Origin of the sequence: Bacillus cereus group sp. BceL062 (assembly GCF_051780025.1) — a bacterium.
Taxonomy (GTDB): Bacteria; Bacillota; Bacilli; order Bacillales; family Bacillaceae_G; genus Bacillus_A; species Bacillus_A toyonensis.
In genome coordinates this window covers 21,428-35,066 of sequence record NZ_JBPWGY010000004.1, presented here as the reverse complement: position 1 = coordinate 35,066, position 13,639 = coordinate 21,428, and the positions used below count along the sequence as shown (strand labels likewise).

Below are 13,639 nucleotides of genomic sequence, written 5' to 3'. Positions count from 1 at the left end.
ATACTTGTAAAGCGCTATTTACTTTTTATCTCTTTAGAACTCTCTCCTCTAATTCTTGTAAAAACTGTTCTCTTTTCCCCTCATTTTGCACATATGCTGATTTCAATACTTCTTGTAGTAATATATGCCGTTCTTTCTTTTCTAACTGTAAGTCTTTTAACTTCACCCTTACTTCATATAAAAAATCTAAATATATTTCGTATGTTTCATCGTATTTATTCGCGATATCATCTCGAATTTTTTTTGCGAGTTTTGGACTTGCTCCTCCGGTAGAAACCGCTATATTAAGTAACCCACGATGAATCGCTGCCGGAAAGTGAACATTGCCACTTTCCGGGTTCGTAATAACATTTACCAATTGATTCTTTGCAGCATCTTCAGCAACTTGTTCATTTAATATAGAATCACTACTCGCCGCAACAACTAAAAAAGCATCTTTAATATCACTTTTTTCATACTCTCTTTGATACCAACGAATTTTCTTCTCCTCCACAAGTTTCACTAAATTTACATCTAATTCTGGACTTACTACTACTATATCCGCACCTTGTTTGAGTAAAGGAATTATTTTAAATCCGGCAACTTTTCCTCCGCCAATGACAACAACCCGTTTCTTATTAACTTGCACTGTAAGTGGATACATATGGATCTCCCTTCAATAACTCCTTCGTTTTCTGAATTAACATATCTTGAACCACTTCATTTTTTCCTAAATACGGACTTATTTTTATCTCATCCAACTCATATTGACGCACTTCTTTCTCAATCTGTTTCATAAGTAAGCCTGTAAATAACAAATAAGGTAATACAATAACACACCCTTCTTTTCGCTCTACAACTTCCTTTAATTTCCCCTCAAATTTCGGCTCCGCAGCTGCTAAAAAACAAACTTCTACTTTAGCAATTTTTTCTTCCGCTTGAAATAAAGTAGCGATCCTATTTATATCTTGTAAAGTTTCAGGATCGCTGCTACCCCTTGCAACAAGTAAAAGTGTTACTTCATCTTTATATTTTTCAATACCACTTCCGTTATATACCGACTTTATAAGTGTCTCTGATACACCAAACGGATTACCATACGTCACTTTAATATTAGGGTATTGATTATTTAATTTTTGTAATTCAAAAGGAATATCATTCTTCACATGCCCTGCTGCTAATAAGAAAACAGGAATAGCAATAATCTCTGTCGCACCACGCTTCGCACATGTACGAAATCCTTCTTCAATAGAAGGATTCGCCAGCTCTAAAAAACAAACTTCTTGAATAGCCGCTTCTATACGGCTCATACATGTCGTAATAAATTGAATTGCCTCTTCTTTCGCTGCCCTCAAACGACTTCCATGACATATATATAAGATGGCTTTCATTTTATAACACTCCGCTTACTTGATAAGTCTGTTCCGTTTGTTTTTCAAACCAATGAATTTTCTCTCTAAAACGGACAACTTCTCCAATTACAATCATACTCGGATTTTGAATTTGTTCTTTTCTCGCAACATCTACAATTGTCCCTAACGTCCCGACAACTGTACGCTGCATAGACGTCGTTCCCCGTTCAATAATAGCAGCAGGTGTACCTTTATCTTTTCCATGCTTCATAAGTTGTTCGCATATGTAGGGCAAATTACTAACTCCCATATATACTGCCAAGGTCTCTACACCTTTCGCTAAATTTTCCCACTTCACTTCCTCTTCAGCACCTTCTTTTCTATGCCCTGTCACAACCGCAAAACTCGCACTTGCATCACGATGCGTCACCGGAATACCAGCATAAGCAGGTGCAGCTATTCCAGCTGAAATACCAGGAACGATTTCAAATGGTACACCCTGCTTTGCTAACGCTTCAGCTTCTTCCCCCCCTCTACCAAATACAAATGAATCCCCGCCCTTTAACCTCGTTACAACTTTTCCTTTTTTCGCATATTTAATAAGAAATGTGTTAATTGTCTCTTGCTTCATCGTGTGATAATTCGGGAGTTTCCCGCAATAAATTAAATCCGCTTCAGGCTTTGCATATGAAAGCAATTCTTTATTCACGAGACGGTCATATAAAATAACATCTGCCTCCTCAATACATTTCAATCCTTTAACAGTAATTAAATCCGGATCGCCAGGACCCGCTCCAACTATATACACCTTCCCCATCATCTCTCCTCATTTCTACTATTAAAATGAAACTTCCATCCTTATGCATGAATGGAAGTTAGTATACGTTCGTATTTCAATGTTATTTACTCATGAACAACAAATGCCGCACCTTTTCGAATCTTCTTTTTTTCAAATAAGGAGATTTCCTTTACTTCTGGCAACGGTAAAAAATGCTTTTCAAGCTCAATCTCCGCAAGCTTAAATGCCTGCTCTTCACTTTGAGCAACAACAACAATCGGAACGATATTATTCGCTAACACAGCTTCAAATCGATATAAATCCATATTGCCCCTCCTAAGACGCTATTACTTCTTCTAACACGTTATTTAAAGCTATTTGCAATGTATCTACACCGATACGTCCGACAAAATCATAAAATGTTTCGGCAGGTAACTTATTCTCTTTAAAATAACTTATAAATGATGCGAGTACATCCGGTAAATCCTCGCCATCTATTTTCCCTTTTAACTTTTGATTATAGGCACCGCCATCTAACAACGTTCCACCTACATATATTTCAAATGCTTCAACAATCCCTTTTTCCTTCGTTTTCATTTTTACCCCTTGTAATCCGATGTCAGCAATTTGACGTTGACCACATGAATTTGGGCATCCTACCATATGAATTCGAACTGGAACATCAAGTGCAATTTCTGTATCTAAGTATTCTGCAATTTTCCGTAATCTTTCTTTCGTTTCTACTAGAGCAAGATTGCAATATTCAATACCAGTACATGAAACCGCATGACCAATAAATGATTTCGGACTTGCAGATATCGCTTCAAACAACGGTTCACTTAATAAACCCGTTACATTTTCTGGTGGAACATTCGGAATGATGAAGTTTTGTGAGTTACACGTACGAATTTGCCCATTTCCATACTGCTTTGCAATTCTTGCAATCTCAAACATTTCTTTTGCATGTAAACGACCTACCGGCACATTAAAACCGACATATTTTAATCCATCTTGCTTTTGATCTTGAACACCATAAAAATAACCTGCATTCCATCCTTTAAGTGCACTTTCTCCTTTACTTTGCAATGGTCCTGTATACTCTATTAGTTTCTCTTTAAATTTCTCTGCTCCCCAGTCTGCAACAAGAAATTTCAAACGAGCTAAATGACGTTTCTCGCGATATCCAAAATCACGGAATATAGTAGCAATCCCAATTGCTACCGCCTTCACTTCTTCTGGTAAAACGAACACATCTAATTCATCAGCTAAATATGGACGGGCTGATAATCCACCGCCTACTTTTATATGAAAACCAACTTTTTTCTCACCATCTATTTCTTTCGTAGCAGGTGTAAATGCAACACAGTTAATCTCTGCGTTTGCCGAGTTATAAACGTTAGAACTAATAGACATTTTAAATTTACGTGGTAAGTTAGAAAACTCTTCATTATGTTGGAAATAGTCATATACCTCCTTCACAATATGCGTTGTATCAAACAGTTCATTCGCATCAATTCCTGCAAGTGGATTACCTGTAATATTACGTGTTATATCACCACACGCCCCTGCTGAAGATAACCCAACTCTTGCTAATCTTTTAAAAATATCTGGCATTTGCTGAATTTCTAACCAGTGAAACTGAATCGCCTGTCTTGTCGTAATATCTATTACATCACGTCCATAATCCTCAGCGATAGAAGCAAGCACTTCCGCCTGCGCATTTGTAATAATCCCTGAAGGAATATTTACACGCATCATAAAATAGCCAGCTTCTTTCGGTCTTTGCAAATACAATCCTGCCCATTTAAATGCGTCCCACTCTTCTTTCGGAATAGATTCGAATCCATTTTCCGCATAGTAAGGAATATCATTAAAAATTTCCAAACCATCTTTTGCTAATTTATTTTTCTCAGTCTGATTTAATTTTTCATTATTAGCCCATACTTTTTCATAACTCATTTTTAAATCCCCCTATATAAAGTGAAACTTTAATCAACCCTCACCAATCGGGCATTTACAGCCTGCTCCAGCCGAATTTTGAGGTGGGCGTTTTACTTCCCAGCAAACAACGGGACAAAACTACGCTCTTGTAAGTACTTCACGATTTGTTCTGCACATTCTTCAATAGAATACTTGTGCGTTTCTACAATTAATTCCGCTCGATCTGGTTCCTCATACGGTGAATCAATACCTGTAAAATCTTTAATATCACCTTGTCTCGCTTTTTTGTATAACCCTTTTGGATCACGTTTTTCACACTCTTCAATTGGACATTTTACAAACACTTCTATAAACTCATCTGCCGCTAATAGATCCCTAACTTGTTTTCGATCTACTCGAAATGGTGAAATGAACGCTGTAAGAACAACAGTACCTTGATCTACAAATAGCTTCGCCACTTCGCCAATACGCCTTATATTCTCCATACGATCACTTTCAGAAAAGCCTAAGTCTTTATTTAAACCATGGCGAATATTATCCCCATCTAACACATAATTTCCAATATTCTTTTCAAATAGTTTACGAGCAACCGCATTCGCTACTGTAGATTTACCCGAAGCTGATAAACCAGTAAACCAAATTACAAAACTATGATACCCATTCTTCACTCTTCTCTCATTTTTCGAAACAGAAGCTGTGTGCCAAGTAATATTCGTATCCATCTCGTTCTCTCCCTATTCTGTTACTACTTCTTTTTTCAAACCTTTAATTAACACTTCCACTACTTCTTTACGACTAAATGTACTTGGCGGAATCTCACCATTTCTTAACATTTCTCTTACTTTTGTACCTGATAAAATGACACGGTCCTCTTTTCCATGCGGACACGTTTTCGTTGAAGCCATCGCTTCACATCTCGTACAGTAAAAGCTATGTTCAAAAAATAGCGGCGTAATCCCTAACTCTTCCACTGTAAAGTTCGTAAAGATTTCCTGCGCTTCGTATGTTCCGTAATAGTCTCCTACCCCAGCATGATCACGTCCTACAATAAAGTGGGTACACCCAAAATTCTTTCTTACCAATGCATGAAATATCGCTTCCCTTGGTCCTGCGTAGCGCATCGCTGCAGGAAATACACCTAAAAAGACACGATTTTTCGGATAATAGTTTTGAAGCAATACTTCGTAGCTTTCCATCCTTACATCAGCAGGAATATCATCTGACTTCGTTTCCCCAACGAGCGGATTTAAAAAGAGACCATCTACAATTTCAAGAGCAGATTTTTGAATATACTCATGGGCACGATGTACCGGATTTCTCGTTTGAAATCCAACTACTGTTTTCCAACCACGTTTTTTAAATTCTTCTCTCGTTTCAATTGGGTCTAAATGATAAGAAGGAAATTGCTTATTTTCCAAGCGTTTTATAAGCGTAATAGCTCCTCCAACATAAACATCTGGTCGTTCATATAATTTTTTCACGCCTGGATGAGCCTCATCCGTCGTTTTATATACAAGTAAAGCTTCTTTTTCTTTATCAGGTGCAAAAATATCTTCTATTTGAATGACACCATATATATTTCTGTCGTTAACAAGTTTTACTTCCTCTCCAGCTTTCAGTCCCTCTGCTACTTCTTCTGTTACCGGCAATGTAATCGGTATACTCCATACGCTTCCATCTGCTAAACGAAGCGTTTCTACGACCGAATCATAGTCTTTTTCCCCTAAAAAACCAGTAAGCGGACTATATCCCCCTGTCGCTAGCAGTTCTAAATCACTTAATGCAATGTTGTCTAATTCAATTTCTTTTTCAATTTGTGATACGTCGTATGTCTCATCTACACGGTTTATTAATTCGTTTCTTGTAGTCATTTTCTATATCCCCTCTTAGCTTTATTTCAAGATACATCTTATTGGTAATGAAGACCGCATTCGGTTTTCATTTTCCCGGTCCACCTACCATCTCTTGAATCACCACCGGCACCTACAGGTAACGTACACTTCTCACACCCGATACTTGGATATCCAATATCATGTAATGGGTTGTATGGCAAGTTATGTTTGTATACATATCGCCATACTTCTTTCCACGTCCAATGAATAAGCGGACAAACTTTAATAGATTGAAAACGATGATCTTGATTTATAAACTTTGTATGCTTACGCGTTTCTGATTGTTCCCTTCTTAAGCCCGATATCCACGCTTTTTCCGCTGTAAGTGATTTTTCTAACGGCAAAATCTTCCTAATCTTACAACAGAGATTCGGATTGCTTTCCCATAGTTTCTCACCGTGCAACTTCGCTTGTTCATCGAGTGTAAGTTCCGGCTGTTTTTCTATAATATTTAATGAAGGAAACCGTTCTCTTACTTTTTGAATTAATTCATACGTTTCTTGAAAATGAACATTTGTATCCAAAAATACAACTTTAGCAGATGGATTTACTTGGTTTATAAGATGCAGTAAAACCATGCCTTCCACTCCGAAGCTACACGCGTATACAATTTCATCTTTATATTCTTTATAAGCCCAACTTAATACGGATAGCGCGCCTTTCGTTTCATCTTCCTCTGAAAATGAAACACGATTTTCTTCCCACGTTTCATACGTCAACATGTTTTTTCCCCCTGTAAAAGCAAAAAGACGGTTTTAATCTATTAAAATAGATTAAAACCGCCTCTAGTTTTTCTAGTCAGCGCTTTTCACTTTAAACGTACTTTTTCACTTTTCTCTAATTGAATTACTTTTCCATCTTGCACCACAATTGTAATTGAACCATATTTCATATCAGCAAGCATCGCTTGAATTTTCTCAGATACTTCATCAAAATGTTCCCGTACGCTCACGCGAACAGCCCCCCTTTTTATTCATAAAAAAAATCTTTCCCATTTCGAAAAGACTGTTCGGTAATATATTTTACCTTATCTTTCAAAATGGATTCCATTTTGCTGGATTTAGCACCTTGCTTTCTATAAGCAGGTTGCCGAGCTTCTTCGGGCCAGTTCCCTCCGCTTCTCTTGATAAGCTTTGTATTTGTATTTTATCACAATTCTGATTTTTTTCAATCCTAGTTTTCCGATATATTTTAATTATTTTATTTTATCCCACTATTTGCGGGCAATACCCCCCCCACTGATTATAGTTTCACTTTATAAAAAAGGAATTGCCCATTCGAACAACTCCTTTTCCTTATTTAAACAAGCTCTTTAATACGTATGCGATCGTTCCCAATGATATTTTCGTATGTTTCACGTTCCACAACAATTTGCGATGTGCCACCTTTCGCAAAGACGACGGCTGGTCTCCGAATTCGATTATAATTATTCGCCATCGAGTACCCATATGCTCCCGTACAAGAAATTGCTAGTAAATCAGAAGAAGCAACTTTCGGTAGATTAATATCCCAAATGAGCATATCTCCACTCTCACAGCATTTCCCAGCAATTGAAACGAGTTCCTCATTCTCATCATTTCCTCGATTCGCTAACATCGCTTCGTAACGAGCGCTATATAAAGCCGGTCTTAAGTTATCTGTCATTCCACCATCGACGGATACATATTTCCGAATGCCAGGAATTTCTTTCACAGATCCAACTGTATAAATTGTCGTTCCCGCATCACCTACAATACTACGACCTGGTTCAACCCATATTTCTGGCAATGGATATTCACATACTGTAAATTGTTCTCTCACTGCACTTGTTACAGCTCGCACATATGTCTCAAGAGTTAATGGTGTATCTGACTCTGTATAGCGTATTCCAAATCCTCCGCCTACATTTAATACTTTTACTACATAGTTCGTTTGCTCTCTCACCTCTTCCAAAAATTTACGAAGAACTTCAATCGCTCGAACAAAACCAGCCGTTTCAAATATTTGTGATCCGATATGTGAATGAATCCCTAACACATTATAATTTGATTTTTGTAAAGCAAGCCCAATTGCCTGCATCGCTTGACCATTTGAAACGCCAAATCCAAATTTTGAATCCTCTTGGCCTGTCGTAATATATTCATGTGTGTGCGCCTCTACTCCAGGCGTTACACGAATTAATATGTTTACAAATTTCCCATGTTGCATTGCTAAATCGTGTAAAACTTCTAATTCCAAGAAATTATCTACTACAAAACAACCGATATTCGCCTGAAGAGCCATCACTATCTCTTCTTCTGTTTTATTGTTTCCATGAAAATGAATACGTGATGCTGGAAATCCTGCTTGGAGCGCAGTATATAATTCCCCACCCGAAACAACATCTAATGACATGTTCTCTTCACGAGCTACTCGGCACATCTCCATGCACAAGAACGCCTTGCTTGCATATGCTACTTGATAAGAGAAACCACTTTCTTTAAAAGCACGATGAAACGCACGACATTTCCCTCGAATAGACTCTTCATCGTATACATAAAGTGGCGTTCCGTATTGTTTTGCTAGCTGCGTCGTATCGCACCCTCCAATTTCTAAGTGTCCTTGCCCATTGATTCGGCTTGTGCCGTGTAAATACATTTGAATTCCTCCCTTATTTCCTCTAAAACTCATAACCCCAATCTTCTATTCATTGCAGCACGCTTTTAGATAGACAAAAAACGCGCGGAACAATGTTCACACGCGTTTCTTATTAGGAAAAATATATATTGAAAAAATAAACAAGTTGTTATCTTCTCAAAATAAGAAACCGCATCAACATCTCCAAATAGCTCTCCATAAAATAAATCTTATGACAGTACTACATTTATTCAATGCAGTCCCAATATATGAATAAGGTGGTTATTCTTATATTTCGGCAATAGTCCCTTTCAACCCATGGTCACAGATTCCACTAAATCTCCCATAGCTTACTCTTTCCTATCGCGGCCTCTACCTTTGAGAGTAGATGAGGTAAGTCTATTTAATTTTCAAACATCTAATTGTTGCTATTAACAATACCAAAGGACCATTTTATTTGTCAAACAATTTTTTATATTGTTTTTTTACAGTTTAATTTCGTATCATTTGGTAAGCGCTTTACTATTATCTTCGTTACTTCCCATTCGCCTTCTTCATTATTAAACGTAATAGTTACTTTTTCAAATGGCGGAACAATTTTCCCACCAATCTGTTCGTACTTCGTCACTTCAATAACCGTTTGAAATAAATATGTACCACTATACACTTTTTTTAAACTAATAATTTTAGGGCATTGATAAGGTTTCAAACTCCCATATTGTTTTTCAATTGCTTTATTTATTTTCGGAAATAAAACAGAATAAAGTGCATCTTCCATAAGAGGTGCATCATACTGAGCTACTGATACACTCGGTGAAGCAAAGAGTATAAAAATACTGCACATTATAAGATAAAATAATTTTCGCATTATAACCTCCGCACCATTACGCGATACTTTCTATGTTTAATGAATTACAATAATCGCGCATAGAAATTCTATTTTATTGTCTCCTACTTCTCTTTTTCTACTCAATTGTTGCAAAAAAAGCCCACAATCCTCTTTAATTTTCGTATAATGATACTCATAGTATAATAATCATAATAACAAAAGACTGTTCGTATATATAAAGTGAGACGCTAATGAAAACGGCTCGCAAGAACTGTCATGCTTTCTAGGAGAGGAGTATATTATGCTACAACATCTGTTTCCAAAATTACGATTTGCACTCGTTGCAGTCGTTTTATTATGGATTAAAACATATATTGTGTACAAGCTAGCGTTTGATATTAAAATTGATAACTTCTTTGAAGAATTTATGCTGTTTATTAATCCACTAGCTGCGTTACTTTTATTTTTCGGTTTAGCTTTATTTGCATCTAAGCATCGAAATCGAATTATAATTGGAATTAGTTTTATACTGTCATTTATTTTATTTGGAAATGCAATGTTTTATGGGTTTTATAACGATTTCGTTACCTTCCCGGTTTTATTCCAAACAAATAATATGGCTGATTTAGGGACGAGCATAAAAGAGCTCTTTACGTACAAAACATTACTTTTATTTGCAGATGCAATTATTTTAATGTTTATTTCACGTAAATTCCCATCATTTGGTGATAAAACACCACTTTCACGATCTGAGAAGAGAACTTTCTTTAGCGGTGTCACTGCGTTATTAGCACTACAAATTGTTGTTTCAGTTATTTATAAGCCACAAATGTTCTCACGCTCATTTGACCGTCAAACTGTCGTGAAAAATTTAGGGTTATACACATATCATCTATTTGATATTACGCTTCAATCTAAGTCTTCGGCTGAACGTGTATTCGCAAGTGGCGACGGATTCTCTGAAATTAAAAACTATACAGATGCAAAAGATAAGCAAGTTGATAAAAACTTATTTGGAGCTGCAAAAGGTAAAAATGTAATTTTAATTTCAATGGAATCTACACAAAGTTTTGTTATTAATAAAAAAATAAATGGAAAAGAAATTACTCCATTTTTAAATGAATTTATTAAAGATAGTTTTTATTTCGATAACTTCTATCATCAAACGGGACAAGGTAAAACTTCTGATGCTGAATTTATCGTTGAAAATTCACTTTATCCGTTAGACCGTGGTTCTGTATTCTTTACTCATGCAACAAATGAGTATACTGCCACACCAGAACAATTAAAGAAATACGGATATTCTTCTGCTGTCTTCCATTCAAACGATAAAACGTTTTGGAATCGTGACGTAATGTATCCTGCGCTTGGTTATGACCGTTACTTTAATTTAAATGATTACGTAGGTACGGAACAAATGTCTGTTGGTTGGGGATTAAAAGATAAAGAGTTCTTTGAACAATCTATTCCAAAGTTAAAATCTTTACCGCAACCGTTCTATACAAAATTTATCACTTTAACAAACCATTTTCCATTTCTTCTAAATCCAGAAGATCAATATGTTGATGAGTTTAATTCGGACAGTGGTGTTTTAAACCGTTACTTCCCAACTGTTCGTTACACGGATGAAGCTCTTAAATTATTTATTAAACAGTTAAAAGATGAAGGACTGTATGATAATTCAGTTATTGTCATTTATGGTGATCATTACGGTATTTCTGAAAACCATAACGCAGCTATGGCCCAGTTCCTTGGGAAAGACGCTATTACACCGTTTGATTCTATGCAATTACAACGCGTCCCTCTCATTATTCATGTGCCAGGTCAAGAAGGAAAAACGATTTCTAAAGTATCCGGTCAACTTGATATTAAACCAACGCTCCTCCATTTACTTGGGATTAAAACAAATCAATCCGTTGAATTTGGAACGGACTTATTTATTAAAGAAAAAGATCCACTTATGGTAATGCGTGATGGTAGTTTTGTTTCGGAAGATTATGTTTATACAAAAAACATGTGCTATAAACGAAATACAGGTGAAGAAGCTGCTATATCACTATGTCAGCCGTATATTGAAAAAGCAAAAACAGAATTAAAATTATCCGATAAACTCATTTATGGAGATTTATTACGTTTCGATCCTAACAATCGATATAAAACCGGAACGATGACAACAAAATTTGAATAGTGCAAGAAGCAACTTTATAAAAGTTGCTTCTTTTTCTACTTATTTTCCAAATCATTCTCCCATGAAATCTTTCACAAATTGGTAATTTCTTTCGTATGAGGAAGAAATTTATGGTATGATAAAATAAGTAAACTTTCATACACTAATTAAGAATTTATTACAGAAAGCAAGGGATCAGATTTTGTATAGAGCAGCTATTCCAAACTTATTTACGCTCGGAAATTTATATAGCGGATTTTTATCAATCGGCTATGCATCTTTAGGATATTATAAATCAGCTGCTATTTTAGTACTTATCGGGATGATGTTAGATAGTCTTGATGGTCGTGTTGCTCGTTTATTACGCGTTGATTCACAAATGGGAAAAGAGCTTGATTCACTCGCAGATGTTGTAACATTTGGCGCGGCGCCAGCTGTTTTAATGTATTACACATCTTTCTCAAACTACGGAATCATCGGATTATACATAGCGGGATTATTCCCTCTTTTCGGAGCATATCGTTTAGCACGATTTAATGTAACACCATCTTCTACTTCAATGAAATATTTCACTGGAGTACCGATTACAGCAGCGGGAGGGCTTGTTGCTTTCTTAACATTATTTTCACATACCATTCCCAAAATCGTTCTTATTACAGTCTTTGTAACGTTCGCATTTTTAATGGTGAGTCGTATTCGTATCCCAAGTTTAAAAGATGTACCAATTCCAAGATATAGCATCATTATTACATTATTTTTAGTTGGAATCATTATCACAATGTATCAAACTGGGATCGGTAATTTTTCTGTTTTCTTATTCATTGCTATTCCACTATATATTTTGTATATGCTATCTCAATTTATTAGACAAAGACCGTCTAAAAAAGCGAATAAAGAAAAATAAGAAAAACAAAAACCTTCCGTATTCGGAAGGTTTCTTTTTATCCCGCTATTTGCGGACAACCTGATTAATCGGGAGGCCTTACAAATTAAAGTCTCACTTTATTTTGTAACTAATACTTTTGGATTTACAGGTGTTACAGGGTCTTCACCGTTTAATACAGCTAAAATATTTCTTACTGCCATTTCAGCCATCGCATCACGAGTTTCGAATGTTGCATTCCCTACGTGAGGAGCAAGCACCACATTCTTTAATCCTTTTAGTTCTTCCGTAATTTTCGGTTCAAATTCAAATACGTCAAGAGCTGCTCCTTCAATTTCTTTCGTTTTTAATGCATAAGCAAGTGCTAATTCATTCATAATTGGTCCACGCGAAGCATTTATAATATATGCTGTCTTCTTCATCATTTTAAACTGTTCTTCATCGATCATATGATGTAATTTGGGATTATAGGCACAGTTAATTGTAATAAAATCTGCCGTTTGTAACAGCTCTTCTAATGTTACATATGTCGCTTCTAGTTCAACTTCAGCTTCAAGCTTACGATTTGGTCCTGTATATAAAACGTTCATTCCAAATGCTTTCGCACGCTTTGCAACTGCCTCTCCGATTTCGCCAAGACCGATAACTCCAATTGTCTTACCGTGTACTTCGCGGCCCAAGAAAAATAATGGCGCCCATCCGTTAAATCCAGTTGTACGACATAACGTATCTCCTTCAGGAATTCTACGTGCTGCTGCTAAAAGAAGTGCAAATGTTAATTCTGCTGTCGCTTCAGTTGATACTTTCGGTGTATTCGTTACCGTAATCCCTTTTTCTCCTGCATGCAAGTAATCAATATTATCGTAGCCAGCACCATAGTTTGCAACAATCTTTAAATTAGGTGCCGCATCTATAACTTCTTTCGTCACCTTTGTAGAAAGTAAGCTTAACAATGCATCTTTATCTTTTACACGCTCTGTTAATTCATCTAAAGAAATTAACTCTTCTTTATCATACATTTCTACATCATGATCTTTTAATAGTCCTAATCCGATTTCTGGAATTTTCCCTGCTACTAATATTTTTGCCACTACTAACACCTCTTCTATAGAAAATAAGATATCTCTTATATTTCATTGTAAGAAATCCACTTATAAAAACCAAGGAATTTGATTATAGTTTTGAAAATCGACACTTTTCCATGAAAAAAGAGGAGATGCAAC

At 36.1% G+C, this 13,639-nt stretch carries 14 protein-coding genes and 2 riboswitches; of the genes, 2 read left to right on the top strand and 12 right to left on the bottom strand.

Annotation, left to right across the window (positions count from 1 at the left end):
• Positions 1 to 25: 25 nt before the first annotated feature.
• The 11 genes from ACS2MN_RS11170 to ACS2MN_RS11120 all read right to left on the bottom strand — a co-directional run bounded on the left by ACS2MN_RS11170 (position 26) and on the right by ACS2MN_RS11120 (position 9,405).
• Complete coding sequence (locus ACS2MN_RS11170; protein WP_000283323.1) at positions 26 to 643, bottom strand: NAD(P)-binding protein; 618 nt, start codon at positions 641 to 643, stop codon at positions 26 to 28.
• Entirely contained in the window at positions 618 to 1,370 is a 753-nt protein-coding gene (locus ACS2MN_RS11165; RefSeq protein WP_088055423.1) for a sirohydrochlorin chelatase, read from the bottom strand. The genes ACS2MN_RS11170 and ACS2MN_RS11165 overlap by 26 nt, the downstream gene beginning before the upstream one ends.
• A 1-nt stretch (position 1,371) precedes the next feature.
• Positions 1,372 to 2,148 carry a uroporphyrinogen-III C-methyltransferase gene (gene cobA / locus ACS2MN_RS11160; RefSeq protein ID WP_438894696.1) on the bottom strand — a complete coding sequence of 259 codons (777 nt, stop codon included), beginning with the start codon at positions 2,146 to 2,148 and terminating at the stop codon, positions 1,372 to 1,374.
• 86 nt (positions 2,149 to 2,234) lie between these two features.
• On the bottom strand, positions 2,235 to 2,435 hold the full coding sequence (locus tag ACS2MN_RS11155; protein ID WP_000366906.1) for a DUF3906 family protein: 201 nt from the start codon (positions 2,433 to 2,435) through the stop codon (positions 2,235 to 2,237).
• Between the two features lie 10 nt (positions 2,436 to 2,445).
• Positions 2,446 to 4,068, bottom strand: a complete 1,623-nt coding sequence (locus ACS2MN_RS11150) for a nitrite/sulfite reductase (RefSeq protein ID WP_000119600.1) — start codon at positions 4,066 to 4,068, stop codon at positions 2,446 to 2,448.
• Positions 4,069 to 4,160: 92 nt separating this feature from the next.
• Positions 4,161 to 4,772 (bottom strand): adenylyl-sulfate kinase, encoded by a 612-nt coding sequence (gene cysC / locus ACS2MN_RS11145; RefSeq protein WP_000380524.1) that lies wholly within the window; start codon positions 4,770 to 4,772, stop codon positions 4,161 to 4,163.
• A 12-nt stretch (positions 4,773 to 4,784) separates the two neighbouring features.
• The gene (sat, locus tag ACS2MN_RS11140; protein WP_087949113.1) at positions 4,785 to 5,921 is read right to left on the bottom strand and encodes a sulfate adenylyltransferase; all 1,137 of its coding nucleotides are present in this window, start codon (positions 5,919 to 5,921) and stop codon (positions 4,785 to 4,787) included.
• A gap of 38 nt (positions 5,922 to 5,959) precedes the next feature.
• Entirely contained in the window at positions 5,960 to 6,664 is a 705-nt protein-coding gene (locus tag ACS2MN_RS11135; protein ID WP_000959006.1) for a phosphoadenylyl-sulfate reductase, read from the bottom strand.
• 86 nt (positions 6,665 to 6,750) lie between these two features.
• Positions 6,751 to 6,894, bottom strand: a complete 144-nt coding sequence (locus ACS2MN_RS11130) for a YezD family protein (RefSeq protein ID WP_000116159.1) — start codon at positions 6,892 to 6,894, stop codon at positions 6,751 to 6,753.
• Positions 6,895 to 6,966: 72 nt separating this feature from the next.
• A riboswitch (SAM riboswitch) is annotated at positions 6,967 to 7,075 on the bottom strand.
• A 166-nt stretch (positions 7,076 to 7,241) separates the two neighbouring features.
• Complete coding sequence (lysA, locus tag ACS2MN_RS11125) at positions 7,242 to 8,558, bottom strand: diaminopimelate decarboxylase (RefSeq protein WP_000280670.1); 1,317 nt, start codon at positions 8,556 to 8,558, stop codon at positions 7,242 to 7,244.
• A gap of 180 nt (positions 8,559 to 8,738) precedes the next feature.
• Positions 8,739 to 8,920: riboswitch (Lysine riboswitch) on the bottom strand.
• An 89-nt stretch (positions 8,921 to 9,009) separates the two neighbouring features.
• Complete coding sequence (locus ACS2MN_RS11120) at positions 9,010 to 9,405, bottom strand: DUF3888 domain-containing protein (protein ID WP_001228518.1); 396 nt, start codon at positions 9,403 to 9,405, stop codon at positions 9,010 to 9,012.
• Positions 9,406 to 9,667: 262 nt separating this feature from the next.
• Here ACS2MN_RS11120 and ACS2MN_RS11115 point away from each other — a divergent pair, with 262 nt between their 5' ends.
• On the top strand, positions 9,668 to 11,554 hold the full coding sequence (locus ACS2MN_RS11115) for an LTA synthase family protein (RefSeq protein WP_000939071.1): 1,887 nt from the start codon (positions 9,668 to 9,670) through the stop codon (positions 11,552 to 11,554).
• A 181-nt stretch (positions 11,555 to 11,735) separates the two neighbouring features.
• Entirely contained in the window at positions 11,736 to 12,437 is a 702-nt protein-coding gene (gene pssA, locus ACS2MN_RS11110; RefSeq protein WP_000285424.1) for a CDP-diacylglycerol--serine O-phosphatidyltransferase, read from the top strand.
• Between the two features lie 98 nt (positions 12,438 to 12,535).
• Here the strand turns inward: pssA and ACS2MN_RS11105 are convergent, their stop codons facing one another.
• A complete protein-coding gene (locus ACS2MN_RS11105) occupies positions 12,536 to 13,507 on the bottom strand; it encodes a 2-hydroxyacid dehydrogenase family protein (protein ID WP_098709737.1) in 972 nt (323 codons plus the stop codon).
• Positions 13,508 to 13,639 lie beyond the last annotated feature (132 nt).